Source organism: Ralstonia mannitolilytica, assembly GCF_000954135.1.
Taxonomy (GTDB): Bacteria; Pseudomonadota; Gammaproteobacteria; order Burkholderiales; family Burkholderiaceae; genus Ralstonia; species Ralstonia mannitolilytica.
The window spans coordinates 1,366,482-1,389,654 of record NZ_CP010799.1; the positions used below are offsets into that span (position 1 = coordinate 1,366,482).

Annotated in this window: 21 protein-coding genes; 10 read left to right on the forward strand and 11 right to left on the reverse strand. The window is 66.4% G+C overall.

Annotation, left to right across the window (positions count from 1 at the left end):
• The first annotated feature begins 61 nt into the window (after window positions 1-61).
• Genes TK49_RS06500 through mtgA form a run of 4 tightly spaced genes read left to right on the forward strand, consistent with a single transcriptional unit; the run spans window position 62 to window position 4,763 of the window.
• Entirely contained in the window at window positions 62-2,140 is a 2,079-nt protein-coding gene (locus tag TK49_RS06500) for a ribonuclease catalytic domain-containing protein (RefSeq protein WP_045785984.1), read from the forward strand.
• A 53-nt stretch (window positions 2,141-2,193) separates the two neighbouring features.
• Window positions 2,194-3,108 (forward strand): energy transducer TonB, encoded by a 915-nt coding sequence (locus tag TK49_RS06505; RefSeq protein ID WP_045785985.1) that lies wholly within the window; start codon window positions 2,194-2,196, stop codon window positions 3,106-3,108.
• On the forward strand, window positions 3,108-4,034 hold the full coding sequence (gene aroE, locus TK49_RS06510; protein WP_045785986.1) for a shikimate dehydrogenase: 927 nt from the start codon (window positions 3,108-3,110) through the stop codon (window positions 4,032-4,034). The genes TK49_RS06505 and aroE overlap by 1 nt, the downstream gene beginning before the upstream one ends.
• Before the next feature lie 24 nt (window positions 4,035-4,058).
• Window positions 4,059-4,763 carry a monofunctional biosynthetic peptidoglycan transglycosylase gene (gene mtgA, locus TK49_RS06515; RefSeq protein WP_045785987.1) on the forward strand — a complete coding sequence of 235 codons (705 nt, stop codon included), beginning with the start codon at window positions 4,059-4,061 and terminating at the stop codon, window positions 4,761-4,763.
• A 9-nt stretch (window positions 4,764-4,772) separates the two neighbouring features.
• Here the strand turns inward: mtgA and corA are convergent, their stop codons facing one another.
• The gene (gene corA / locus TK49_RS06520) at window positions 4,773-5,735 is read right to left on the reverse strand and encodes a magnesium/cobalt transporter CorA (RefSeq protein ID WP_045785988.1); all 963 of its coding nucleotides are present in this window, start codon (window positions 5,733-5,735) and stop codon (window positions 4,773-4,775) included.
• Window positions 5,736-5,949: 214 nt separating this feature from the next.
• On the opposite strand from corA, the gene pyrF reads away from it, so the two are divergent.
• Window positions 5,950-6,765: an orotidine-5'-phosphate decarboxylase gene (gene pyrF / locus TK49_RS06525; RefSeq protein ID WP_045785989.1), complete on the forward strand. Its 816-nt coding sequence runs from the start codon at window positions 5,950-5,952 to the stop codon at window positions 6,763-6,765.
• A 40-nt stretch (window positions 6,766-6,805) separates the two neighbouring features.
• Window positions 6,806-7,021 carry a metal transporter gene (locus TK49_RS24050; protein ID WP_082062858.1) on the forward strand — a complete coding sequence of 72 codons (216 nt, stop codon included), beginning with the start codon at window positions 6,806-6,808 and terminating at the stop codon, window positions 7,019-7,021.
• Between the two features lie 5 nt (window positions 7,022-7,026).
• Here TK49_RS24050 and TK49_RS06535 read toward each other — a convergent pair whose 3' ends face one another.
• The 3 genes from TK49_RS06535 to thiL are packed head-to-tail and all read right to left on the reverse strand — an operon-like array spanning window position 7,027 to window position 9,144.
• Window positions 7,027-7,527, reverse strand: a complete 501-nt coding sequence (locus TK49_RS06535; RefSeq protein ID WP_045785991.1) for a CinA family protein — start codon at window positions 7,525-7,527, stop codon at window positions 7,027-7,029.
• Between the two features lie 34 nt (window positions 7,528-7,561).
• Window positions 7,562-8,140, reverse strand: coding sequence for a phosphatidylglycerophosphatase A family protein (locus TK49_RS06540; RefSeq protein WP_045785992.1), 579 nt, complete (start codon window positions 8,138-8,140; stop codon window positions 7,562-7,564).
• Window positions 8,137-9,144: a thiamine-phosphate kinase gene (gene thiL / locus TK49_RS06545; RefSeq protein WP_238587551.1), complete on the reverse strand. Its 1,008-nt coding sequence runs from the start codon at window positions 9,142-9,144 to the stop codon at window positions 8,137-8,139. Before thiL ends, TK49_RS06540 begins: the two co-directional genes overlap by 4 nt.
• 255 nt (window positions 9,145-9,399) lie before the next feature.
• Between thiL and TK49_RS06550 the strand changes: the two genes are divergently transcribed.
• The 3 genes from TK49_RS06550 (at window position 9,400) to TK49_RS06560 (ending at window position 13,248) form a co-directional block, all read left to right on the forward strand.
• Window positions 9,400-11,745: an NADP-dependent malic enzyme gene (locus TK49_RS06550; protein WP_045785994.1), complete on the forward strand. Its 2,346-nt coding sequence runs from the start codon at window positions 9,400-9,402 to the stop codon at window positions 11,743-11,745.
• Between the two features lie 463 nt (window positions 11,746-12,208).
• Window positions 12,209-12,640 carry a ribonuclease gene (locus TK49_RS06555; protein WP_045785995.1) on the forward strand — a complete coding sequence of 144 codons (432 nt, stop codon included), beginning with the start codon at window positions 12,209-12,211 and terminating at the stop codon, window positions 12,638-12,640.
• Window positions 12,637-13,248 carry a barstar family protein gene (locus TK49_RS06560; RefSeq protein WP_045785996.1) on the forward strand — a complete coding sequence of 204 codons (612 nt, stop codon included), beginning with the start codon at window positions 12,637-12,639 and terminating at the stop codon, window positions 13,246-13,248. The genes TK49_RS06555 and TK49_RS06560 overlap by 4 nt, the downstream gene beginning before the upstream one ends.
• Before the next feature lie 79 nt (window positions 13,249-13,327).
• Here TK49_RS06560 and araH read toward each other — a convergent pair whose 3' ends face one another.
• The 7 genes from araH to TK49_RS06595 are packed head-to-tail and all read right to left on the reverse strand — an operon-like array spanning window position 13,328 to window position 22,029.
• Complete coding sequence (araH, locus tag TK49_RS06565) at window positions 13,328-14,338, reverse strand: L-arabinose ABC transporter permease AraH (RefSeq protein ID WP_045785997.1); 1,011 nt, start codon at window positions 14,336-14,338, stop codon at window positions 13,328-13,330.
• Window positions 14,339-14,384: 46 nt separating this feature from the next.
• On the reverse strand, window positions 14,385-15,914 hold the full coding sequence (araG, locus tag TK49_RS06570) for an L-arabinose ABC transporter ATP-binding protein AraG (RefSeq protein ID WP_045785998.1): 1,530 nt from the start codon (window positions 15,912-15,914) through the stop codon (window positions 14,385-14,387).
• Window positions 15,915-15,971: 57 nt separating this feature from the next.
• Window positions 15,972-16,976 (reverse strand): arabinose ABC transporter substrate-binding protein, encoded by a 1,005-nt coding sequence (locus TK49_RS06575; RefSeq protein ID WP_045785999.1) that lies wholly within the window; start codon window positions 16,974-16,976, stop codon window positions 15,972-15,974.
• 54 nt (window positions 16,977-17,030) lie between these two features.
• Complete coding sequence (locus TK49_RS06580; protein WP_045786000.1) at window positions 17,031-17,969, reverse strand: Gfo/Idh/MocA family protein; 939 nt, start codon at window positions 17,967-17,969, stop codon at window positions 17,031-17,033.
• A 3-nt stretch (window positions 17,970-17,972) separates the two neighbouring features.
• Window positions 17,973-18,896, reverse strand: coding sequence for a dihydrodipicolinate synthase family protein (locus TK49_RS06585; RefSeq protein WP_045786001.1), 924 nt, complete (start codon window positions 18,894-18,896; stop codon window positions 17,973-17,975).
• A 39-nt stretch (window positions 18,897-18,935) separates the two neighbouring features.
• Window positions 18,936-20,279, reverse strand: a complete 1,344-nt coding sequence (locus tag TK49_RS06590) for an MFS transporter (RefSeq protein WP_045786002.1) — start codon at window positions 20,277-20,279, stop codon at window positions 18,936-18,938.
• Window positions 20,280-20,292: 13 nt separating this feature from the next.
• Complete coding sequence (locus TK49_RS06595; protein WP_045786003.1) at window positions 20,293-22,029, reverse strand: IlvD/Edd family dehydratase; 1,737 nt, start codon at window positions 22,027-22,029, stop codon at window positions 20,293-20,295.
• A 181-nt stretch (window positions 22,030-22,210) separates the two neighbouring features.
• On the opposite strand from TK49_RS06595, the gene TK49_RS06600 reads away from it, so the two are divergent.
• Window positions 22,211-23,158, forward strand: a complete 948-nt coding sequence (locus tag TK49_RS06600) for a LysR family transcriptional regulator (protein ID WP_045786004.1) — start codon at window positions 22,211-22,213, stop codon at window positions 23,156-23,158.
• Window positions 23,159-23,173: the final 15 nt, after the last annotated feature.

Sequence of the window (23,173 nt, forward strand, 5' to 3'; positions counted from 1 at the left end):
GCGATTCCACCTCATTCAGAGCGGCCAGACATTGCGTTCGTGCCGCGATCCAGACAAATCCATGCAGTTGCTGTTCGAAGAAGGCGGCGAGATCCGCGCGGGCACCGTCTTGTCCCAACAGGGCGAGGCCTACCAGGTCGAGTTGCCGAGTGCCAAGCGCACCAAGGTCAAATCCCGGGACGTGTTGCTGCAGTTCGCCCAGCCGTCGGCGGGCGAGCTGTCGCAGGCTGCGCAGGCGCTGTCGACAGAGATCGATCTGGATTTCCTGTGGGAGTGCGCCCCCGCCGATGAGTTTGGCTTTACCGATCTGGCGGCCGAGTATTTCGGCGCCGGGGCAGATGCCACCCAGCAAGCGGCGCTGGCCCTCGCGCTGCATGGCGCACCCATCTACTTCCGCCGCAAGGGCCGCGGCCGGTACCAGCGTGCGCCGGAAGATCAGCTGAAGGCCGCGCTGGCAGGCCTCGAGCGCAAGAAGCAGCAAGCCGCGCTGCAGGCCGAATACGAGGCCGAGCTCAAGGCCATGCGCCTGCCTGAAGCGTTCCGCGGCAAGACGCTGCAGCTGCTGTTCAAGCCGGACAAGAACAGCCTCGAATACAAGGCGCTCGATGCGGCATGCACGGCGCTGGGCCTGTCGCCGATGCGCCTGATGGTGGCGGTCGGCGGCATTGCCAATGCGCGCGCGCTGCACGAAGCGCGCTTCCTCTCGGAGTGCTTCCCGAAGGGCACCGGCTTTCCGGAGGTAGCCGTGCCGGAACCGGCGTTGGAGTTGCCGGCGGCCGATGTGCGCGCGTTCTCCATTGACGACGTGACCACCACCGAGATCGACGACGCCATCTCGGTCACGCCGATCGACGACACGACGGTGCGCATCGGCATCCACATCGCCGCGCCGGGCTTCGGCATCCAGCGCGGCGATGCGCTCGATGCGATCGCCCGCCAGCGCCTGTCGACCGTGTACTTCCCCGGCGACAAGATCACGATGCTGCCGGAATCGGTGGTCGATCGCTACACGCTGCAGGAAGGGCGCGCGTGCCCATCGCTGTCGCTGTATGTGACGGTCGACCGTACCACGTGGACGGTGACCGCCAGCCAGACGCGCTGCGAATCTGTGACGGTGGCGGCCAACCTGCGCCACAACCTGCTCGAGGAGGTCATCACCGCCGAGGCCCTGGCCGAAGGCTCGGGCGAGTACCCGTTCAAGGCGGAGCTGGCTGTGCTGTGGCCGTTTGCCTGCGCGTTGTACGACGCGCGTCAGCAGGCACGCATTGCCAGTGGCCTGAAACCCGAGGGTGCGCAGCGGGGCGATTACTCGTTCTACATCGACCCGATCCCCGAGGCCGAAGGCGGCGGCGAGCGCGTACGCATCGAGCAGCGCAAGCGCGGCTCGCCGCTGGACAAGATCGTCGCCGAGCTGATGATCCTGGCCAACAGCACGTGGGGTCGCATGCTGGCGGACGCCGGCGTGCCTGGCATCTATCGCACGCAGAAGGCGTGGGGCATGCACCGCACGCGCATGCAGACGTATCCCGCGCCGCACGAGGGCCTGGGCGTGGCGCAATACGCGTGGAGCACGTCGCCGCTGCGCCGCTACGTCGACCTCGTGAATCAGTGGCAGATTGCTGCGGTGGCGCAGCATGGCGTCACGGCCAAGCTGGTTGCGCCCTTCAAGCCCAAAGACGCCGACCTGCTGGCCGCCGTGGCCGATTTCGAAGCGACCTACGCCGCTTACGCCGATCATCAGTCGACCATGGAGCGCTACTGGTGCCTGCGCTGGCTGAAGCAGGAAAACCGCACGCGCATGCCGGCTGTGGTGCTCAAGGACGGCGCCGTGCGCTTCGCCGAGATTCCGCTGGTGACCAAGGTGCCGGAACTGGCACAGGCCGCGCGCGGCACGCACGTCGTGCTCGACATCCTGGACACCGATGAGATCGGCCTGGAGGTGTCGTGCCGCGTGGTGGAAATCCTTGCGCCTGCCGCGGACGCCGAAGCCGAAGCCGAGGCGATGGAAGAAGAACTGGCCGAAGCCCCGGCCGAACCACAACCTGGCGCCGATGGGGAAGAGGCGCATGCCGAAGCCGAGACAGCTGTGGCGCCGCCGCCGCAGGATGGCGAGACCGGTGGAACGCCCGCGGCCGCATAACTACAATCGCAGTCAGCTTTTTTCTTCGCGCATCGCTCAGGAACCGCCTCGACATGGCCGCCCTTGCAAACCGCCCGGACTGGTCCGGCAGCAGTACGCTCACCAAGGCGCTGGTGGTGTCGCTGGCCGTGCACGTTCTGTTGCTGTTCGTGCGCGTGGTAGCGCCGGAGGCATTCGACATCAAGCGCGACGATCCGGGGCTGGACGTGGTGCTGGTCAATGCCAAGTCATCCACGGCGCCGGCCAAGGCGACGGCCGTGGCGCAGGTCAACCTCAACGGCGGCGGTGAGTTCGACCAGCAGCGCGCCACCACGCCGCTGCCGGCCGATACCAACGAACAGACCGGCGATGCCATCAAGCTTACGCAGCGCCGCCTTGAGTATCTGGAGCAGGAGCAGCGCCGCCTGCTGACGCAATCGAAGGAGCGCGCGCCGCTGGTCAACGACCGCCAGGTCAAACCGGGCGAGCGTCCGCAGCCATCGCCCACCAACGGCACCGACGACCGCACCACTCAAGACGAAATCGCCCGCTTGCAGGCCGAGATCGACCGCAATCTCGAGCACTACGCCAAGCGCCCGCGCCGCAACGTGCTGACCGCCGCCAGCGCCCGCCAGGTCGACTACGCCCGCTACTACGATGCCGTGCGCCGCAAGATCGAGACGCGCGGCACCGCCAACTTTCCGAGCCAGAACGGCCACCCGCTGTACGGCGAACTGATTGTCGTGATCAGCATCAACCGAGATGGCCAGCTTGGCTACAACCAGGACGGCTACAAGATCGAGGGCATCGAGATTGCCAAGAGCTCCGGCAACCCGGCGCTCGATCGCCAGGCCATCGCCATCGTCCGTTCGTCGGCCCCGTTCGGCAGCTTCCCGGCCGAGATGCGCAAGCGCGTCGACATCCAGGATGTGGTCGCCACGTTCAAGTTCACCCGGGCAGGGCTCGAAACGCACCTGCAGACCCGCTGATGTCGTCGTCCAAGTCTTCGTTCCAAGACGCGATTCTCGCCGCCGCGAGCGCGCCGCCCACGGATCGCTATGGCGTGATCGGCAACCCGATCTCGCACAGCAAGTCGCCCACCATCCACGCCGCGTTTGCGCAGCAGACCGGCCAGCACATCCGCTACGAACGCATCTATGCCGAGCTCATCGCATTCGAAGAGACCGTGCAGAACTTCGTACGCGAAGGCGGACGCGGGCTGAATGTGACCGTGCCGTTCAAGCTCGATGCATATGGGATGGCGACGTCGCTGTCGCTGCGGGCGCAATCCGCAGGCGCGGTCAACACACTGAAGTTCGACGGCGAGGAGATCTTCGGCGACAACACCGACGGCGTGGGCCTGGTGCGTGACATCACGCACAACATCGGCAACAGCCTGGAAGGCGAGCGCGTGCTGCTGCTCGGCGCCGGAGGCGCGGCGCGCGGCGTGCTGCTGCCGCTGCTGGAGCACAAGCCGTCACGGGTGTTCGTTGCCAATCGCACCGCTGACCGCGCAGTCATGCTGGCGGAGCGCTTCGAGGCGGCCGCCAAGCTCCACGAAGTCGAACTCATCGGCAGCGGCTATGACCAGCTCGGTGTCGACGACGTGTTCGACGTCATCATCAACGCTACCGCCAGCAGCCTGCAGGCCGAGGTGCCGCCGATCCCGACCACCGTGTTCGGGCCCAACGCGCTGGCGTACGACATGATGTACGGGCCGCGGCCGACGGTATTCATGGAGTTCGCCAAGCGCAACGGCACGCGTGCGTGGGACGGACTGGGCATGCTGGTCGAGCAGGCCGCGGAGTCGTTTCTCGTCTGGCGCGGCGTGCGCCCGGAAACCGCGCCGGTGCTGCACGCCATGCGTGAAGGCCTGCAGGGCGAAGCCGCGGTGGCCGCGCGCACGCAACGCTGAACCGCCCCCTAGCGAAGACCCGCGATGATGCGTTGGTTCGGCTACGTGATCGGCTGTTTCGTGGCGGGCGTGGTCGCGCTCAACCTGTACTTCTTCGCTGCCATCGCGAGCTGGCAGGTGTTCAATCCCTCGTCCACCTCGTTCATGCGTGCGGAGCGCATGCGCCTGTGCGGCGCCAACGTCTTCACCTGCAGGATCGACCATCGCTGGGTGAACTACGACCAGATTTCGCGCAACCTCAAGCGGGCCGTCATCGCCAGCGAAGACGCGGATTTCGTCTCGCACAGCGGCTGGGAAGTCGACGCCATGCTCGACGCCTGGGAGAAGAACAAGAAGCGCGGCCGTGTCGTCGCGGGCGGCTCGACCATCACGCAGCAACTGGCCAAGAACCTGTTCCTCTCGGGCGAGCGCCACTACCTGCGCAAGGGCGAGGAGCTGCTCATCACGTGGATGCTCGAATTCTGGCTCGACAAGGAGCGCATCCTCGAGATCTATCTGAACTCGGTCGAGTGGGGCGAGGGCGTATTCGGCGCCGAGGCCGCTGCCCAGCATTACTTCAAGCGCCCTGCCTCGCAGTTGACGGTGGGCCAGGCGGCTCGCCTCGCCGCGGCGCTGCCGGCACCCAAGTGCTTCGACAAGAAGAGCTACTGCGCCAATGTGCACGTGAACTTCACGCGCAAGGCGACCATCATTGCCAACCGGATGGGCTCGGCCACGCTGCCGGACTGACGCGCCGGTTCAGTTGAGCCAGCCCTTGCGCCGGAAGTAGATCAGCGGAATCGCTGCCGACACGATCATCAGCCCGATTGCATACGGGTAGCCCTCAGCCCACTCCAGCTCCGGCATCACCTTGAAATTCATGCCGTAGATCGAGGCGATCAGCGTGGGCGGCATCAGCGCCACCGACACCACCGAGAACAGCTTGATGATCTTGTTCTGGTTGATGTTGATGAAACCGACCGTGGCGTCCATCAGGAAGTTGACCTTGTCCGACAGGAACGCCGTGTGGTTCTCGATGGAGTCGATGTCGCGCAGCACCTGGCGCGCCTCGTCCTGCTGATCGGTCGACAGCAGCTGGCTGCGCAGCAGGAACGACACGGCGCGACGCGTATCCATCACGTTCCGGCGGATGCGGCCGTTCAGGTCTTCCACGCGGGCGATGATCTCCAGCACGTCGGCGGCGGCGGCGTCCGTCACCTCATCGGCCAGCACGCGTTTGCTGGCGTCCTCCAGCCGTTCGTAGACTTCCTCGATGGAGTCCGCCGAATATTCCGCGTCGGTGGCGTAGAGATCCATCAGCACGTCTTTCGCGTTGCGTACCGACCCCGGGCGCAGCCGCGCCCGCATGCGCACGAGGCGGAACGCGGGCAGGTCTTCGTCGTGGATGGAGAACAGCACATCCTTGGTCAGCACGAACGCCACGCGCACGTTGCGGGACGTGGTCTCCTCGTCGAGCAGGAAATCGGTGCGGATGTGGATGTGGCCGTCTTCGCCTTCAAAGTAGCGGGCGGAAGCCTCCAGGTCGCCCAATTGCTCGAGTTCGGGCAGCACGACGCCGTAGGCTTCCTTGATCCAGGCGAGTTCTTCGTCATCCGGGTCGATCACGTCGATCCAGATCGGCTTGTGCTGCAGCAACTCGCTGCGGTCTTCGACCTGTTCCTGCGCGAGACGGCCTTTTTGCACGACGAACAGGTTGATCATGCGGAGCTTCCTTGGAGCGGGGCGTTGAACAGCGGGGCGAAAAATCGCGCCGAGTGTAGCGTAAAGACACGGCGGAATCAGCCAGAAACCGTGACTCGGCCCGCACGCGTGGGATGGATGCGACGCCAGGATGATGCCGCCACCTGGCCGCCCCGCGGGTAAAATGGAGCGAAGTCATGCGGCAGCCCGGCCGCGTCCTCACCTTCCCGACACCATGCGATTTACCGAACAACTGGCTGCCGCCTGGCAGCGCAACAACTCCTTGCTGTGCGTCGGGCTCGATCCCGATCCGGCGCGCCTGCCGGCGTCGCTCACCAGCACGGGCGGCGCGATCTTCTCGTTCTGCCGTGCCATCGTCGATGCCACCGCCGACCTCGTCTGCGCATTCAAGCCCCAGATTGCGTACTTCGCATCGCAGCGCGCGGAAGACCAGCTCGAGCAGCTCATCAATTACATCCATGAGGCCTATCCGGGCATTCCGGTCATCCTCGATGCCAAGCGCGGCGACATCGGCTCGACGGCCGAACACTACGCGAAGGAAGCCTTCGAGCGCTATCACGCCGACGCCATCACCGTGAGCCCTTACATGGGCTTCGACTCCATGCAGCCGTACCTGGCGCACGCCGACAAGGGCGTGATCGTGCTGTGCCGCACGTCCAATGCGGGCGGCAGCGATGTGCAGTTCCTGGAAACGGGCGGCCGCCCCGTCTACCAGGTCGTGGCCGAACGCGCGCGCGATGTGTGGAACACCAGCGGCCAGATGGGCCTGGTGGTGGGCGCGACGTTTCCGCAGGAGATCGCCAAGGTGCGGGAGATCGTCGGCGACATGCCGCTGCTGATTCCGGGCATCGGCGCCCAGGGCGGCGATATCGAGGCCACCGTGCGCGCTGGCCGCACTGCCGACGGGACCGGCATGATGATCAACTCGTCGCGCGCGATCCTGTACGCGAGCAGCGACAGCGATTTCGCCGATGCCGCCCGGCGCGTCGCGGAACACACCCGCGACCAGATCAACCAGTTCCGCAACTGAGCCGGGTTCCCGGCCCGGTCGCTGTGAGAGCGAGGACGCCATGACCACGCATCCACATCCGCCTGTGGCCGGTACCCACCGGGACGAGACGGGCAAGGATCCGGACCGCAAGCTCGAGAAAGAGCGCGACGACACCCACGAGCATGAGACGACGCGCCGCGATCACGATCGCGACCGTCGCCACGAGCACGATCACGAACACCAGCCGGAACACGACCACGCGCCGCATCGACGGCCCGATCATCCAACCGACTGAAGCGGTCAGGACTCGGCTGCGTCCAGGAAGTCGAGCAGGCCGCGCAGGGCGTGCTCCGCCGCTTGCAGCCGCACCTGCTTGCGATCGCCTTTGAAGTGACGTGTCTCCACGCGTGTCTGCAGCCGGTTGCTCCAGCCGAAGCAGACCATGCCGACCGGCTTGTCGGGCGTGCCGCCGGTCGGGCCGGCCACGCCGGTAATCGCCACCGCCATCTGGGCGCGGCTATTGAGCACAGCGCCTTCGGCCATGGCGCGCGCGACGGCCTCGCTCACCGCGCCGTGCTCGCGGATCAGCGCCGCCGGCACTCCCAGCATCTGCGATTTGGCCTCGTTGGAATACACCACGAAGCCTCGCTCGAGCCATCCCGACGAGCCTGACACATCTGTGATCGCGGCCGACACGAGGCCGCCGGTGCACGACTCGGCCGTCGCCATCATCAGGCTGCGCTTGTGGAGTGTGTCGCCAACCAGTTCGGCCAGTTGAGCCAGTGCGCGGGATTCAGCCATTGCAATACCTTCCGGACTTCGGACTTCAAAGACTTCAGATCGAGCGCCAGAGCGCAAATACGAGCAGCGTGTAGAAGGCCGCCAGAATGTCGTCGACCATCACGCCGTAGCCACCGCGCAGGCCAAAGCCCTTGAGCGTGCGGTCGTAATGGCGGATGGGCGCGGGCTTGGCCATGTCGAAGAAGCGGAACCACAGGAACGCGGCAAACTGCCCGCCCAGCGTGGTCGGCGTCACGAAGGCGAGGACGAGCCAGAACGCCACCATTTCGTCCCACACCATGGCACCGTGGTCCGCCACACCCAGGTCGCGCGCGGTACGGGCGCAGGCCCAGATGCCGACCACGAAGCCCACGGCGGCAATCGCGAGCCAGGCCGGCCCGCTGATCCAGCGCGCCAAGACCACGTAGATGAGCCAGGCATACAGCGTCCCCATCGTGCCCGGCAGCACCGGCGAGAGGCCCGAGCCAAAACCGAGCGCCAGGATGCGCGCCGGATGGCCGAACATGAAGCGGGCGGTGGGGCGGCGGACCTGCGCGGTCTGTCCTGCCTCGAGGATCACGGCTTCGGGCTGGCCCGGCGGGTTGGAGGGAGGAAACGGTGCAGAAGACATCATGATGCGGAAGAAAAATGGTCAAAGCTGCCGTGCGTGAAAGTGACCGGCGCCCCGTGCGCGTCCACCAGGCGCAGCCCGGCTTCGGCTTCGATGCGGCCGATGCGCGTGACGGCCACGCCTGCCTGCCGGCCGGCAGCCACCACGGCACCGCGCGCCTCAGCCGGCGCGGTGAAGCAAAGCTCGTAGTCGTCCCCGCCGGCGAGCGTGCATTGCAACTGGAGCGCCGCCGGTTGCGCAGACAGCGTCGCCGAGCGCGGCACGCGCGCCACGTCGATCGTCGCCCCGACGCGCGATTGCGCCAGGATGTGGCCCAGGTCGCCGAGCAGCCCATCGGAAACATCGAGCGCCGCCCGGGCGATGCCCCGCAGCGCGAGGCCCAGTGCAACGCGCGGCGTCGGCATGTCCATGCGCGGCTGCACCTGGGCCAGCGCCCCGGGTGGCAGCGGCCATTCGTTGCGCAGCGCGCCCAGTGCGAGCCTCGCATCCCCGACGGTGCCCGAAAGCCACACATCGTCGCCTGGGCGGGCAGCATCGCGGCGCAGTGCGACGTCGGCCGGGACATCACCAAAGACGGTCAGGCTGAGCGTGAGCGGACCGCGCGTGGTGTCACCGCCGATCAGCTCGCAATGGAGCGCGTCCGCCAATGCCAGCAACCCTTCCGAGAATGGGCCGAGCCACGCGGGATTCGCGTCGGGCAGCGCCAATGCCAGCGTAAACGCACGAGGCTCCGCGCCCATGGCGGCCAGGTCCGACAGATTCACAGCCAGCGCCTTGTGTCCAAGTGCGCGTGGCTGCGCATCCGCGAAGAAATGGCGGCCGGCGACCAGCATATCGGTCGAAATGGCGAGTTCATGCCCGGGGCGCGGCCCGAGCAGGGCGCAGTCGTCGCCCACCCCCAGCGTGGCACGGCGCGCGGGGCGCGTGAAATAACGGCGGATCAGCCCGAATTCCGACAATTCTGCGGTCAGATCGGCGGAGTTGGAGGGCGCGGCGGATGTGGGCACGGCAGCGGTGTTGGAAGGAAGTGGGGCAAGCCCGATGGTGCCGTGGCAAGGCGGTGGAATATTGTAGCGAATGCGCACAGCAGTCCCACCCAAAATCCCGTTGTGAGATCAGTTTTCACTATATAAAATGACGGGCCCAAGGAGGCGGACCTAGGGCCGGATATCGGCCTATCCCGAGACGCTCGTGAGGGTTTCCCGGCGGCCCGCTAGATGCGACGGCCGGCGTGCGCGCTGGCCACCCGATACGAGAGACCCATGACCACGGTGGATACCCAGCCTCAGCAGCCCGCCCGCACGGATGAAGAACTCAAGGCGCAGCAACGCGCCGCCTTGCGCAAGGCCGCGCTGGAGTACCACGAGTTTCCGACGCCGGGCAAGATTTCCGTCACGCCGACCAAGCCGCTGTCGAACCAGCGCGATCTGGCCCTGGCCTATTCGCCGGGTGTGGCCGCAGCCTGCGAAGAGATCGTCGAAGACGTCGCCAATTCGTTCCGCTACACCGCGCGCGGCAATCTGGTGGGCGTGGTGACCAACGGCACCGCCGTGCTGGGCCTGGGCGACATCGGCCCGGAAGCCTCCAAGCCGGTGATGGAGGGCAAGGCGGGCCTGTTCAAGAAATTCGCCGGTATCGATGTGTTTGACATCGAGATCAACGAAAAAGACCCGCAGAAGCTGGTCGACATCATCGCTTCGCTGGAGCCGACCTTCGGCGGCATCAACCTCGAAGACATCAAGGCACCCGAGTGCTTCTTCGTCGAGCGCGAGTTGCGCAAGCGCATGAAGATTCCCGTCTTCCACGACGACCAGCACGGCACGGCGATCGTCGTGGGCGCGGGCATCACCAATGCCCTCAAGGTGGTCGGCAAAGACATCAAGAAGGTCAAGCTGGTTGCGTCCGGCGCGGGCGCCGCAGCGCTGGCGTGCCTGGACCTGCTGGTCGACCTCGGCCTGCCGCGCGAGAACATCTGGGTGACGGACCTGGCCGGTGTCGTCTACGAAGGCCGTACCGAGCTGATGGACCCGGACAAGGCCCACTTTGCGCAGAAGACCGACAAGCGCACACTGGCCGAAGTCATTGACGACGCCGACATCTTCCTGGGCCTGTCGGCCGCGGGCGTGCTCAAGCCGGACATGGTCAAGCGCATGGCCGACAAGCCGATCATCTTCGCGCTGGCCAACCCGAACCCGGAAATCCTGCCGGAACTGGCCAAGGAAGTGCGCCCCGACGTCATCATGGGCACGGGTCGCACGGACTACCCGAACCAGGTCAACAACGTCCTGTGCTTCCCGTTCATCTTCCGCGGCGCGCTCGATGTGGGCGCGACGACCATCACGCGTGAGATGGAAATTGCCGCCGTGCACGCCGTGGCCGAGCTGGCCCGCCAGGAGCAGAGCGACATCGTCGCCTCCGCCTACGGCATCCAGGATCTGTCCTTCGGCCCCGAATACCTGATCCCGAAGCCCTTCGACCCGCGTCTGATCGTCAAGATCGCGCCGGCCGTGGCGCAGGCGGCCATGCTTTCGGGCGTGGCGCAGCGTCCGATCGAAGACATGGACGCCTATCGCCAGCACCTGCAGCAGTTCGTCTACCACTCGGGCACGCTGATGAAGCCGATCTTCTCGGCGGCCCGCAAGGTGCCGATGGAGCACAAGCGCATCATCTTTGCCGAGGGCGAGGAAGAGCGCGTGCTGCGCGCCGTCCAGATCGTCGTGGACGAAAAGCTCGCCAGCCCGATCCTGATCGGCCGCCCGGGCGTGATCGCACACCGCATCGAGCGCTTCGGCCTGCGCCTGCGCGAAGGCGTGGATTTCACCGTGGTCAACCCCGAACACGACCAGCGCTTCCGCGAGTACTGGGAAACCTATTACAAGCTCATGGCGCGCAAGGGCGTGACGCCACAGTACGCCAAGCTCGAACTGCGCCGCCGCTCGACGCTCATCGGCGCGGTCATGATCCACAAGGGCGAAGCCGATGGCATGATCTGCGGCACGGTCAGCAACACGGCCGCGCACCTCCGTTACATCGACCAGGTCCTGGGTGGCACGAACAGCGTATACGCCGCAATGAATGGTCTGGTGCTGCCGGGGCGTCAGATCTTCCTGGCCGACACCCACGTCAATATCGACCCGACGGCGGAGCAGTTGGCGGAGATCACCATCATGGCCGCCGAGGAGCTGTGCCGCTTTGGCATCAAACCGAAGGTCGCGCTAGTGTCGCACTCGAACTTTGGCTCGTCAGAGGCGCCGTCGGCGGTCAAGATGCGCGAAACGCTCGCCATCTTGCGCGAACGTGCCCCGCAACTCGAGGTCGACGGCGAAATGCACGGGGACGCCGCACTGGACGAAAAGCTGCGCAACTCGCTGGTGCCGGATTCCACCCTCGCAGGTGAAGCGAACCTACTGGTGATGCCGAACATCGATGCCGCCAACATCGCGTACAACCTGCTCAAGACGGCCGCCGGCAACAACATCGCCATTGGGCCGATCCTGCTCGGGGCGAAGAAGCCGGTGCACATCCTCACGCCGTCGGCCACCGTGCGGCGCATCCTTAACATGACGGCCCTGACCGTTGTGGATGCGGCCGCGCAAGTGCAGCGCTGATTGGCATTGCACAAGAAGGGGGCGCACGATGCTGCGCTCTTCTTTTTTGGCTCGCCAAGTGTGTGTGCGCTCACATTGCGACAGCGTTAAGACTGGCAACAAAAAACCGCTCCAACATCGGCCGCCGGTTGATTGTTGTCATCGATGAGCGTACCCTTACGGCCTGAAGGGGTGCTTCTGAGCACACGAGGCCGGTAATCGCCTGGGCGCAGTCAAAAAAGCGATGTTTTGTACGCGTTCGGTTTGCCTTGTTCTGTGCACGCAATCGGTGTTGCAAGCGGAAGGATTCCCCAAGTCGTCTTCGGCGCTCGCCCGACTTGTCATTCTCCCCGCAAGGCCTCTTGATTGAGCCGCTTCGCTTTCAGCTGCAAACCGGTCGTCTGGATTCACGAGACGGCCGCCTGCGCTTGTAACCTGCGCCGGGCTGTCCTGTCGGCGCGATTCTCCCGTTAGGGCCTTGCTGATGACAAAGCGACTTGGAGCGTGGATCAGGCGCTCCGTTTGCCAGGTGGCGGTGCGCGGCGCGGTAGCGGCGACGCTGGCGTTCTCGGTGGCCGGAGTGCCGGCCAGCGCGATTGCGCGAGATACCACGAATCTCAACGCCGGGCTGGGAACCATTCGCGTCGCAGATTTGCCCAACGAGGCGCAGCGCACGCTCGCGTTGATTGAGCAGGGCGGCCCCTTTCCGTATGCGAAAGATGGCACCACCTTCGGCAATTATGAGCGACGTTTGCCGGCGCAACGGCGCGGCTACTACCGCGAATACACCGTCAAGACGCGCGGTGCCCGCAACCGGGGCGCCAGGCGCATTATCTGCGGCGGCGACCAGCAGGCGGCCAACGACTGCTATTACACGGAAGATCACTACAACAGTTTTCAACGGATACAGCGATGACGACCAACATGTTTGGGCTGGACGACTCGCTCACCGCACGCGATGAGCGCGTGGCCCGCGAAGCGTGGCACAAGGCGCAAAATCTGTACGACGGCGTGGTCGGGATGCAATCCCTCGGCGCACGCCTTGGGGGTGCGACGGCAAAACCGCCGCAGACGAGCATGACGCAGGACATTACCAAGACGGACGACGGAGGCCGCGAAGACGCCATGAACCTGTTCAAGACCGTGCGTCCGAACATCGTGCAGTCGATTCGTGCGTTTCGCGTGGCGGACCTGGCCGAATCGGCGGCAAGCCTGGGCCAGCACTTCCTGTACGCCAACTGTTCGGCGGCCACCACGAAGAGCGAAGTGCTGGACGTCATCGCGCGCGAATTCCTCTTTCCCAAGCATTTCGGGAAGAACTTCGATGCGCTGGCCGATTGTCTGACCGACATGATCTACAAGGCCGGCCCGCAACCGGGTTTCGTGATCGTGCTCGAGGGCCTGCCGTGCCAGCCCAAGTTCGACAAGGAAGCGCGCGAGACGCTGCTGGATGTGTTTCGCGATGCGGCCGAGTTCTGGGCGGAGCGGAAGGTGCAGTTCCGCGTGTTCTACTCTTTCGCCTGAGGCGGCCGGCCGGTTCCTCGGCGTAGCGATGAAAAAGCCCGCAACTGCGGGCTTTTTTGCGTCTGGTGAACGCTGCGGCTCAGGCCGCGCGCTTGTTGCGGCGGATGCGGTCGAACCAGACCGCGAGCAGCAGTATTCCGCCGCGGATCAGGTACTGATAGAACGTCGGGACGTTCATCAGGCTCATCGCGTTCTGCACGGATCCCATGATGAGCACACCGACGAGGACGCCCGAGACCGTCGCCACGCCGCCCGTCAGCGAGACGCCGCCCAGCACGCAAGCGGAAATCACGCCGAGCTCCAGCCCGACCGACGTCTTCGGGTCGCCCAGGCTCATGCGCGAGGCGAGCATCACGCCGGCAAAGCCCGTCACCAGGCCCTGCAGCACGAACACGGCGATCTTGATGCGCATGACCGGCAGGCCGGCCAGCAGGGCCGCCTCCTCATTGCCGCCCACGGCCAGCACGTTCTTGCCGAAGACGGTCTTCTTGAGCAGGAAGCCGAACAGCGCGAAGCCGACGATGTTGCTCCAGATCGGGTAGGAGATGCCCAGGAACGCGCCGCCGCCGAGATCGAAGAAACGCTCTTCGGAAATCATCACCGCGTCGCCGTTGGAGGTGATGTAGGCGAGGCCGCGTACGACTTCCATCATGGCCAGCGTGACGATCAGCGAGTTGATCTGGTACCGCGCCACGAGCACCCCGTTGACCAGCCCGACCAGGCCGCCGGCCAGCACGCCCGCCGCCACGCCCAGCATCACGCTGTGCGTGGCGGTGATGAGCGTGGAGGCGACCACGCCCGCGAACGCGACGATGGACGCGACGGACAGGTCGACCTCGCCGAGCGCGAGCACGAACATCATCGTCACCGAGATCGAGCCGATGAGGGTGACCGACAGCAGCAGGCCCTGGATGTTGCGGCTGCTCACGAAGCCCGGCACGGTGAAGGCGAGGGTCGCAAACAGCAGCAGGAACACCACGACGATGCCCGATCGGTTGACGAGTTCCCACGCCAGGGTGGCGCGGTTGCCGAGGCGCGGAGGTGCCAGCGATGGCGCGCCCGACACAGGTTCGGTGGATGGCGTTTGCATAGGTTCGGTTTCCATGGTCGTTGCGCGGCCCGTGAGTGGCGCGCCTTCAGCGCGGCAGCGCGAGTTTGATCAGTGCGTCGGGCGTGGCGTGCTGCCTCGGCAGATCGCCGACGATGCGGCCTTCCTTCATGACGAGCACGCGGTCGGCCACGCCGATGACTTCGGCCAGGTCGCTCGACACGACGATGACGGTGCGCCCGGCCTCGGCCAGGCCGTAGAGCAGGCTGTAGATCTCGCTGCGGGCGCCGACGTCGATGCCGCGCGTGGGCTCGTCCATCAGGAAGACGTCGATGTCTTCGGCCAGCCAGCGCGACAGGATCACCTTCTGCTGGTTGCCGCCCGAGAGCTTGCCGATCGGCGTGTCGCCGTTGCGCGTCTTGATGGCAAGCTTGTCGATGAACGCCTTCGTGGTCCGCGCCTCCTGCCGGTTGTTCAGCACGTTGAAGCGGCTGAAGTGGCGCCGGCAGCTGATGTTGAGGTTGTCCGACACCGAGGCGATGGCGACGATGCCTTCCTGCTTGCGGTCTTCCGGACAGAGGGCGACGCCGGCGCGCACGGCATCGCGCGGCGTGCTGAACTGTACGCGCCTGCCTTTGAGGTGCACCTCGCCTGCGGTCGGCTTGACTGCGCCGTACAGCAGCTTCATCAATTCCGAGCGCCCCGCGCCGACCAGCCCGAAGAAGCCCACGATCTCGCCGGCGCGTGCCGTGAACGAGGCGGGTTCGCGCAGGCCCGGGCCCATCAGGCCGCGCACGTCGACCTGCACCTCGCCGAGCTGGCGTGGCCGATAGCCGTAGACGTCCTGGATGTCGCGGCCGACCATGCCGCGGATCAGCCGTTCGCGGTCGAGGCCCGCGCCGGCGTCGAACGTGTCGATGCGCCGGCCGTCCCGGAACACGGTGACGCGGTCGCACAGCTCGTACACCTCTTCCATGCGGTGCGTCACGTAGATGACGGCGCGGCCTTCGGCCCGCAGCGCGCGGATGATGCGGAACAGCTGCTGCGTCTCGCGCGAGGACAGCGAACTCGTCGGCTCGTCAAATGCGATGACGCGCGCATCGCGCATCAGCGCCTTGCCGATCTCGATCATCTGGCGCTGGCCGATCGACAGGTGCTTGACCGGCTGGTTCGGGTCCAGCTTCTCGCCGAGGCGTTCGAGCTCGCGCAGCGCACGCGCCATGAGCGTTTTCTCGTCGAGCACGCCGAGGCGGTTGGGCAGCGCGCCGAGCATCAGGTTTTCGGCCACCGTCAGCTCCGGCACGAGGTGCAGCTCCTGGTAGATGATCGCAATGCCCGCCGCGATGGCCGCGCGCGTGTTCGTGAACTGCTGCGGCACGCCGCCGAGCGACAGCGTGCCGTCCTCCGGTTGGTTGACGCCCGACAGCACCTTGAGCAGCGTCGATTTGCCGGCGCCGTTCTCGCCCATCAGGCCGTGCACCTCGCCGCGACGGATGTCGAGCGATACGTGGTCGAGCGCCAGCACGCCAGGAAAGCGCACGGTGATGCCGTCGAGCTTCAGATAGGCGCCAGCGGAAGCGTCGGCCGGACCGCTCGCATCAAGTGATTGGACTGTCATCGATTGCTCTTTGCGGATGCGCGTGGGGCGCGGAGCAGGCCCGCGCCGCGCGTTGCATCAAATGCCCAGTTCCTTGCGCACCTCCTGCCAGTTGCTGCGCGTCATCAGCTTGCCGGTGGTCTGCGTATCGGCGGGCGGCTGCTTGCCGGTCTTGATCCACTGGACGAGGTTGGCGGCGCTGTCCTTGCCGTGGCTCGTCGAACTCACGGCGATCGTGCCGAAGAAGCCTGTCGGTTCCTTGCGCTGGAACTCGGCAAACGCCTCCCCCGCGCCGTTGATGCCGACGCCGATCACATCGGCCGCGGGAATGTGCAATTGCTCGGTCGCCCGCACGCCGCCCAGCACGGTTTCTTCGTTGAGCGCGAAGATCACCCACTTCTTGATGTTCGGATGCTGCGCCAGCACCGGCGACGCCGCATTGAAGCCGCCTGCGTCATCGGTGGTCTTCTGCGGCGCGTCGAAGATGTTCTCCTTCTTGAAGCCGCCGGCCAGCAGCGTCTGCGTGGCGCCGTCGGTGCGCAGCTTGGCGGTCGGCAACTCGTAGTTGGTGATGCGCAGCGCGCCGACCTCTTCGGGTTTCCAGCCGCGGCGCTTCATCTCGTCGGAGATGGCCTGGCCGACCTGGTTGCCGATCTTGAAGGCGGACATGCCGAGGTGCGGCACGTCGGCCAGCGGCTTGCCGGACGAATCCACGAGTTGATCGTCCACGGTGACGAACTTCATGTCATAGCGCTTGGCGCGCGCCTTGATGGCCGGGCCCAGGCGCACGTCGGGCGCACAGATGACAAAGCCCTTGGCGCCTTGCGCGCCGAGGTTGTCGATGGCGGACAGCACCTTCTCGCCATCGGGCGTACCGATGTTCACGACCGTGAAGCCGTCCTTCTTGCCGAGATCCGTGGCGGCCTTCTGCTCGTTGATGAACCAGGCCTGCTCGGGCATCTTGACCAGGAAGCCGATCTTGAGCGGCTCGTCTGCATGGGCGGGCAGGCTGGCGGCCAGCGACCCCAGGCACAGGGCAGCGGCCAGGGCGGACAGGGTCAGCCGGCGAAGTTTGTGTTGCATGGTTTGTCTCCTCGTTGGTATGGCTCTAGTGGCACGACGTACTGCGGTGTGACTTCAGGGCTCGAACGGTTCGACCAGGTGGCGCCGGCCGAGCAGCATGGCGTCGGCCACGTGCTGCAGCGGGCGGACGTCCACGTCGCTCTGGCCGGCGTGGATCAGCTCAAGAAAGCGGGCGTACAGGCTGGGGTATTCGCGCTCCGGGCCGATCTCGATACCGACCCGGTCGATGGTCAGTTCCTTGCCGCCATGCGCGAGCCGCAGCGTGCCGTCACGCGTGGCGACTTCGATCTGCCAGAGCTCGCCGGCATCGTGGCGCCAGTCGAACTCCGCGTGGATGGGCGTGCCGCGCGCATCCGTAAAGTTGAGGTTCGCGGCAATCGGCGTTTGCTGGTTGGCGGGTACCCACAGCTCGGCGGACTTCAGGAAGAACGCGCGCGGCAGGATGCGCGTCAGGATCGACAGCGCGTTGATGCCGGGGTCGAACACGCCCAGCCCGCCTGGTTCCCAGATCCACTGCTGGTTCGGGTGCCAACGGCGCACGTCTTCCTTCCATTGCACGTCGACCGAGAAGATGGCCCGCTCAGCAAGCCACGCGCGTGCCGCCTCGACCCCCGGGGCGTGGCGCGAATGCCAGGACGCGAACAGCGTGCGGCCACGTTCGCGTGCCATCTGGGCGAGGAGGCCGACTTCGGACACGCTGGCGCCGGGCGGCTTCTCCAGCATCACGTGCTTGCCGGCGGCCAGTGCCGTGCGGGCTTGCGCAAAGCGCACCTGCGGCGGCGTGCACAGCGATACGGCCTGCAACTCCTGCTCGGCGGCCAGCATGGCCTCGAGCGACGTGTAGTGCCGCAGCCCCTCCACACGCGAATGCGGGCTCGCACACGCTGCCAGGCTGAATCCCGGTTCTGCGGCCAACGCCGGCAGGTGCTGATCGCGCGCGATCTTGCCCACACCGACGATGCCGATCGACACCTGCGTGAGTTCTCGGTGCATGGTCTATCGCCCCCAGCGCAGCACGAGCGGATCGAGCCGCCGCGCAATGTCGATCAGGCCGCGCCGCGTTTCCGGATGCATCGGCGGCAACGGGTGGCGCGGCGCCTCGCACGCGATCACGCCGCCTTCCTTCATCAGCGCCTTGGCGGCGAGGAGGCCGGCCTGGCGGTTCTCGTGATTGATGAGCGGCAACCAGCGCTGATAGCGCTCGAAGGCTAGGTCGAGCTGCCCTTGGGCGTGCGCCTCGATGATCGGCCGGATGCCGTCGGGATACGCGCCGCCGGTCATGCTGCCCGTGGCGCCGGCGTCGAGATCGGCCAGCAGCGTGATGGCTTCTTCGCCGTCCCACGGGCCTTCCACCGCGTCACCGCCGAGGCGGATCAGTTCGCGCAGCCTGGCCGCAGCCCCGGGCGTTTCGATCTTGAAGTAGGCCACTTGCTCGATCTCGCGGGCCATGCGCGCGAGGAAGGCGGGCGACAGCACCGTGCCGCTGGCCGGCGCATCCTGGATCATGATCGGAATGTCCACCGCGTCGGACACGCGCGCGAAGAATTCGTAGATCTGCGCTTCTGGCACGCGGAAGGTGGCGCCGTGGTACGGCGGCATCATCATCAGCATGGCGGCGCCCATGTCCTGGGCGCGGCGGCTGCGCTGTGCGCACACCTGGCTGCTGTAGTGCGACGTTGTGACAATCACCGGCACGCGGCCCGCCACGTGCTCGAGCGCCGTGCGGGTGAGCACTTCGCGCTCGTCGTCGGACAGCGAGAACTGCTCCGAAAAGTTGGCCAGGATGCACAGGCCGTCCGAGCCCGCGTCGATCATGAAGTCGATGACACGCTTCTGGCTGGCGAGGTCGAGCTCGCCGGTTTCTGTGAACGTGGTGGGCACCACCGGAAAGATGCCCTGATAGCGCGGCTTGCGGGTCATGGAATCTGGAATGGGAGGAAGTCAGCGAACGTGTTGCGATCAGCGTGCAGGCCGCGCCGTCAGCAGGGCGCGCACGACAAACGTCATCATCACGGCAAACACGAGCGCGGCGGCGAGGAAGTACAGGCCGGCGGACAGGCTGCCCGTGGCGTTCTTGATGACGCCGATGCCGTAAGGGCCGAAGTAGCCGCCCAGATTGGCCAGCGAATTGATGGTGGCGATGCCGACCGCGGCGCTCGCGCCTGTCAGGAACTGCCCCGGGAGCGCCCACACCACGGCCTGGATCGCATAGGCCGCAAACCCGAAGAGGCACAGGCAGGCCAGTTGCAGCGCGGGCGTTTGCGCCCACGCGCTGGCCGCCATGCCCACCGCAGCCAGCGCCGACAGGGCGGCGATATGCCAGTACCGCTCGCCCGTGCGGTCCGAATGGCGCGGCACCAGGAGCAGGCCCACCACGGCAAACAGATATGGCACCGCCGACAGCACGCCCGTGGTGGCATCGCTCACGCCAAACTGCTTGATGATGGTCGGCAGCCACAGCGAGAGGCCGTAGATGCTCAGGGGAAACGGCAGGAACAGCAGCGCCAGCGCCAGGACGCGCACATCCTTGAGCGCCTTGAGCGGGTTGCCGTGCGACTTCAGCGCATAGGCGGCGTGGTCTGCGGCCAGCTCGTGCTCGATCCACGCGCGGTCGGCGGCGGGCAGCCACCGTGCATGCGCCGGGGATTCCGGCAGCACGCGCAGCGTGGGCAGGCACAGCAGCACAGCCGGCAAGCCGCTCCACACGAACAGCATCTGCCAGCTCGACAGCCCGAACGCGCCGGGCACCGACAGCAGCCACCCTGCCACCGGCCCCGTGATGATGAGCGCGATGGGCTGCGCCAGCACCAGCAGGCCGACGACGCGTGCGCGATGGCGCATCGGAAACCACTTGGTCAGGAAGTAGAGGATGCCGGGGTACAGGCCGGCTTCGGCCGCACCGAGCAGAAAGCGCAGCACGTAGAAGCTGACGGGCCCGCTCACGAGCGCCATGGCCATGGTGATCACGCCCCAGGTGAACAGGATGCGCGCGAACCAGCGGCGCGCGCCAAAGCGTTCCAGCGCCAGGTTGCTCGGCACTTCACACAGGAAATAGCCGACAAAGAACAACCCTGCGCCCAACCCGTAGGCCGCATCGCCGATACCGACCGCCGCATTCATGTGCAGCTTCGCAAATCCGACCACCGAGCGGTCGATATACGCCACCACGTAGATGAGCGCGAGAAACGGCATCAGCTTGCGCGTGAGCATGCCGATGATGCGCTGCTCCTGCGAGGCGTCGGCCAGGGTGGTGTGGGCGGTGCGGGCCGAAGTCGGCGTGCTGACGGTTTGAGTGGTCGCCATGTGTGCCCTCGGCTCAGTGGGAGTGGCGCGGCACGGCCGCGCCCCGGCAGCCGACCAGGAAATCGAGGTCGCAGCCTTCGTCGGCCTGCAGCACGTGGTTGACGTACAGGCGCTGGTAACCCCCCGCTTCGCCGTGCGAGCGCTGGTGCGGGTAGGCCGCCAGGCGGCTGGCGAGTTCTTCAGGCGAGATGTCGAGGTGCAGCGTGCCGGCCTCGCAGTCGAGTTCGATCCAGTCGCCGTCCTGCACGGCCGCGAGCGGTCCACCGGCGGCGGCTTCGGGCGCCACGTGCAGCACCACCGTGCCGTAGGCGGTACCGCTCATGCGGGCGTCGGAGATGCGCACCATGTCCTTCACGCCCTGACGCAGCAGCTTGGGCGGCAGGCCCATGTTGCCGACCTCGGCCATGCCCGGATAGCCCTTCGGTCCGCAGTTCTTCATCACGAGCACGGAGCTGGCATCCACCTCCAGGGTTTCGTCGACGATGCGCTCCTTGTAGTGCTCGAGATTTTCGAACACGACGGCGCGGCCGCGATGCTTGAGCAGCTCCGGACTCGCCGCGGAGGGTTTGAGCACCGCACCGCGCGGCGCCAGGTTGCCACGCAGCACGCGGATGCCGCCGTCGGCGATCAGCGGCTTGCTGAGCGGGCGGATGACTTCGTCGTCGGTGATGGGCGCGTCCTTGACGTTCTCCCACAGGGTCTTGCCGTTGACCGTCAGCGCGTCGGGATGCGGCAGCAGCTTGGCCTCGCCCAGGCGGCGCAGCACGGCTGGCAGGCCGCCGGCGTAATAGAACTCCTCCATCAGGAAGCGGCCCGAGGGCATCAGGTCAACGATGGTCGGCGTGTTGCGCCCGATGCGCGTCCAGTCTTCGAGCTCGAGCGGCACGCCGATGCGCCCGGCAATCGCCTTGAGGTGGATGACCGCATTGGTCGAGCCGCCGATCGCTGCGTTCACGCGGATGGCGTTCTCGAACGCTTCGCGCGTGAGGACCTTCGACAGCGCCAGCCCTTCCAGGGCCATCTCGACGATGCGGATGCCCGACATGTGCGCCAGCACGTAGCGCCGCGCATCCACCGCCGGGATGGCCGCGTTGTGCGGCAGCGAGGTACCCAGCGCCTCCGCCATGCACGCCATGGTGGACGCCGTGCCCATCGTGTTGCACGTGCCGGCCGAGCGCGACATCCCCGCTTCGGCCGAGAGGAAGTGATGCAGCTCGATCTCGCCGGCCTTGAGCGCTTCGTGCAGTTGCCACACGGCGGTGCCCGAGCCGATGTTCTTGCCGTCGAGCTTGCCGTTGAGCATCGGCCCGCCGGTCACCACGATGGCCGGCACGTCGCAGCTGGCCGCGCCCATCAGCAGGGCCGGCGTGGTCTTGTCGCAGCCGGTGAGCAACACCACCGCGTCGATCGGGTTGCCGCGAATCGCCTCTTCGACGTCCATGGCCGCGAGGTTGCGTGTGAGCATGGCGGTCGGGCGCAGGTTCGATTCGCCATTGGAGAACACCGGAAACTCCACCGGAAATCCGCCCGCTTCGTAGATGCCGCGCTTGACGTGCTCCGCCAGCTTGCGGAAATGCGCGTTGCACGGCGTGAGCTCCGACCAAGTGTTGCAGATGCCGATGACCGGGCGGCCGTCGAACTCATGATCGGGAATGCCCTGGTTCTTCATCCAGCTCCGGTACATGAAGCCGTTCTTGTCGGCAGTGCCGAACCATTGGGCCGAGCGCAGCTTGGGTTTTGTTTCCGCCATGGGTGCGTGTGGGACGGACGCGCGCAATACTGGCGGCGCAGCATGCAGAAGCCGCGGCGCGTCCGTTGTCTCCGGTGTGGTTGTGGTTTTGATCGCCCCGAGTGTACGGAGGGCCCTGATATCCTTCCAATGAAATATTGGCCCCTATCGATATCGAATCCGATATCCCAGGAACACTCCGATGTCGAACACCAGTCCGTGGTACGTGCGTGCGCGCCTGAAGACGCGGCAACTCCTGCTGCTTATTGCGCTGGCTGAGGAAGGCAACATCCACCGCGCCGCCGCGGTGCTCAACATGACGCAGCCGGCCGCCTCCAAGCTGCTGCGCGAGCTCGAGGCGATGCTCGACGTGCCGCTGTTCGAGCGCATGCCGCGCGGCATGCGGCCGACGCGCTATGGCGAAGCGTTGATCCGCCACGCACGCGCGGTGGTCGGCAGCCTGGACCAGGCGCAGGAGGAAGTGCTGGGCCTCAAGGCCGGCCACCTTGGTCATGTGGCGGTGGGCACGATCACGTCGCCGGGCGTGCGGCTGCTGCCGCCGGTGGTGGCGCAGGTCACGCGCGAGCACCCGGGGCTGCGGGTGTCGCTCGAGATCGAGAACAGCAACGTGCTGCTGGAGCGCTTGGCGCAAGACAAGCTCGACCTTGTCGTCGGCCGGCTGTTTGCCGAGCACGACAAGCTGCACCTGCGCTACGAGCCGCTGGCCGACGAGCCGGTGGTGGCAGTCGCCCGCCCGGGGCATCCGCTGCTGGCCGCGCCGAGCCTGACGCTGAACGATGTGCAATCGGCCACATGGGTGGTGCCGCCCATCGGCAGCGTGCTGCGCCATCGGTTCGATCTCATGTTCCAGCGCGCCAGCCTGACCGCACCGACGAGCGTGGTGGAGACCTCCGCGCTGCTGTTCCTCACGCGCATCCTCGAGCAGAGCGACATGCTGGCCGTGATTGGCGTCGACGTCGCGCAGTACTACGCGTCGTATCGCATGGTGGAGATCCTGCCGCTGCCGATGCCGTGCCAGATGGACGACTTCGGCATCATCACGCGCACGGACCGGTTGCTGTCGCCCGCCGCGCTGCACGTGGTGGAAGCCTTGCGCGCGGCGGGGCGGGCGGCGTACGGCGCGGCGTGATGCAGCCTCGGCCTG

Excerpts from the sequence above, each read along its gene's own strand:
- TK49_RS06500 (WP_045785984.1), top strand. The coding sequence starts at position 62 with ATGCAGTTGCTGTTCGAAGAAGGCGGCGAGATCCGCGCGGGCACCGTC.
- TK49_RS06505 (WP_045785985.1), top strand. The coding sequence starts at position 2,194 with ATGGCCGCCCTTGCAAACCGCCCGGACTGGTCCGGCAGCAGTACGCTC.
- aroE (WP_045785986.1), top strand. The coding sequence starts at position 3,108 with ATGTCGTCGTCCAAGTCTTCGTTCCAAGACGCGATTCTCGCCGCCGCG.
- mtgA (WP_045785987.1), top strand. The coding sequence starts at position 4,059 with ATGATGCGTTGGTTCGGCTACGTGATCGGCTGTTTCGTGGCGGGCGTG.
- corA (WP_045785988.1), bottom strand. The coding sequence starts at position 5,735 with ATGATCAACCTGTTCGTCGTGCAAAAAGGCCGTCTCGCGCAGGAACAG.
- pyrF (WP_045785989.1), top strand. The coding sequence starts at position 5,950 with ATGCGATTTACCGAACAACTGGCTGCCGCCTGGCAGCGCAACAACTCC.
- TK49_RS24050 (WP_082062858.1), top strand. The coding sequence starts at position 6,806 with ATGACCACGCATCCACATCCGCCTGTGGCCGGTACCCACCGGGACGAG.
- TK49_RS06535 (WP_045785991.1), bottom strand. The coding sequence starts at position 7,527 with ATGGCTGAATCCCGCGCACTGGCTCAACTGGCCGAACTGGTTGGCGAC.
- TK49_RS06540 (WP_045785992.1), bottom strand. The coding sequence starts at position 8,140 with ATGATGTCTTCTGCACCGTTTCCTCCCTCCAACCCGCCGGGCCAGCCC.
- TK49_RS06550 (WP_045785994.1), top strand. The coding sequence starts at position 9,400 with ATGACCACGGTGGATACCCAGCCTCAGCAGCCCGCCCGCACGGATGAA.
- TK49_RS06555 (WP_045785995.1), top strand. The coding sequence starts at position 12,209 with ATGACAAAGCGACTTGGAGCGTGGATCAGGCGCTCCGTTTGCCAGGTG.
- TK49_RS06560 (WP_045785996.1), top strand. The coding sequence starts at position 12,637 with ATGACGACCAACATGTTTGGGCTGGACGACTCGCTCACCGCACGCGAT.
- araH (WP_045785997.1), bottom strand. The coding sequence starts at position 14,338 with ATGCAAACGCCATCCACCGAACCTGTGTCGGGCGCGCCATCGCTGGCA.
- araG (WP_045785998.1), bottom strand. The coding sequence starts at position 15,914 with ATGACAGTCCAATCACTTGATGCGAGCGGTCCGGCCGACGCTTCCGCT.
- TK49_RS06575 (WP_045785999.1), bottom strand. The coding sequence starts at position 16,976 with ATGCAACACAAACTTCGCCGGCTGACCCTGTCCGCCCTGGCCGCTGCC.
- TK49_RS06580 (WP_045786000.1), bottom strand. The coding sequence starts at position 17,969 with ATGCACCGAGAACTCACGCAGGTGTCGATCGGCATCGTCGGTGTGGGC.
- TK49_RS06585 (WP_045786001.1), bottom strand. The coding sequence starts at position 18,896 with ATGACCCGCAAGCCGCGCTATCAGGGCATCTTTCCGGTGGTGCCCACC.
- TK49_RS06590 (WP_045786002.1), bottom strand. The coding sequence starts at position 20,279 with ATGGCGACCACTCAAACCGTCAGCACGCCGACTTCGGCCCGCACCGCC.
- TK49_RS06595 (WP_045786003.1), bottom strand. The coding sequence starts at position 22,029 with ATGGCGGAAACAAAACCCAAGCTGCGCTCGGCCCAATGGTTCGGCACT.
- TK49_RS06600 (WP_045786004.1), top strand. The coding sequence starts at position 22,211 with ATGTCGAACACCAGTCCGTGGTACGTGCGTGCGCGCCTGAAGACGCGG.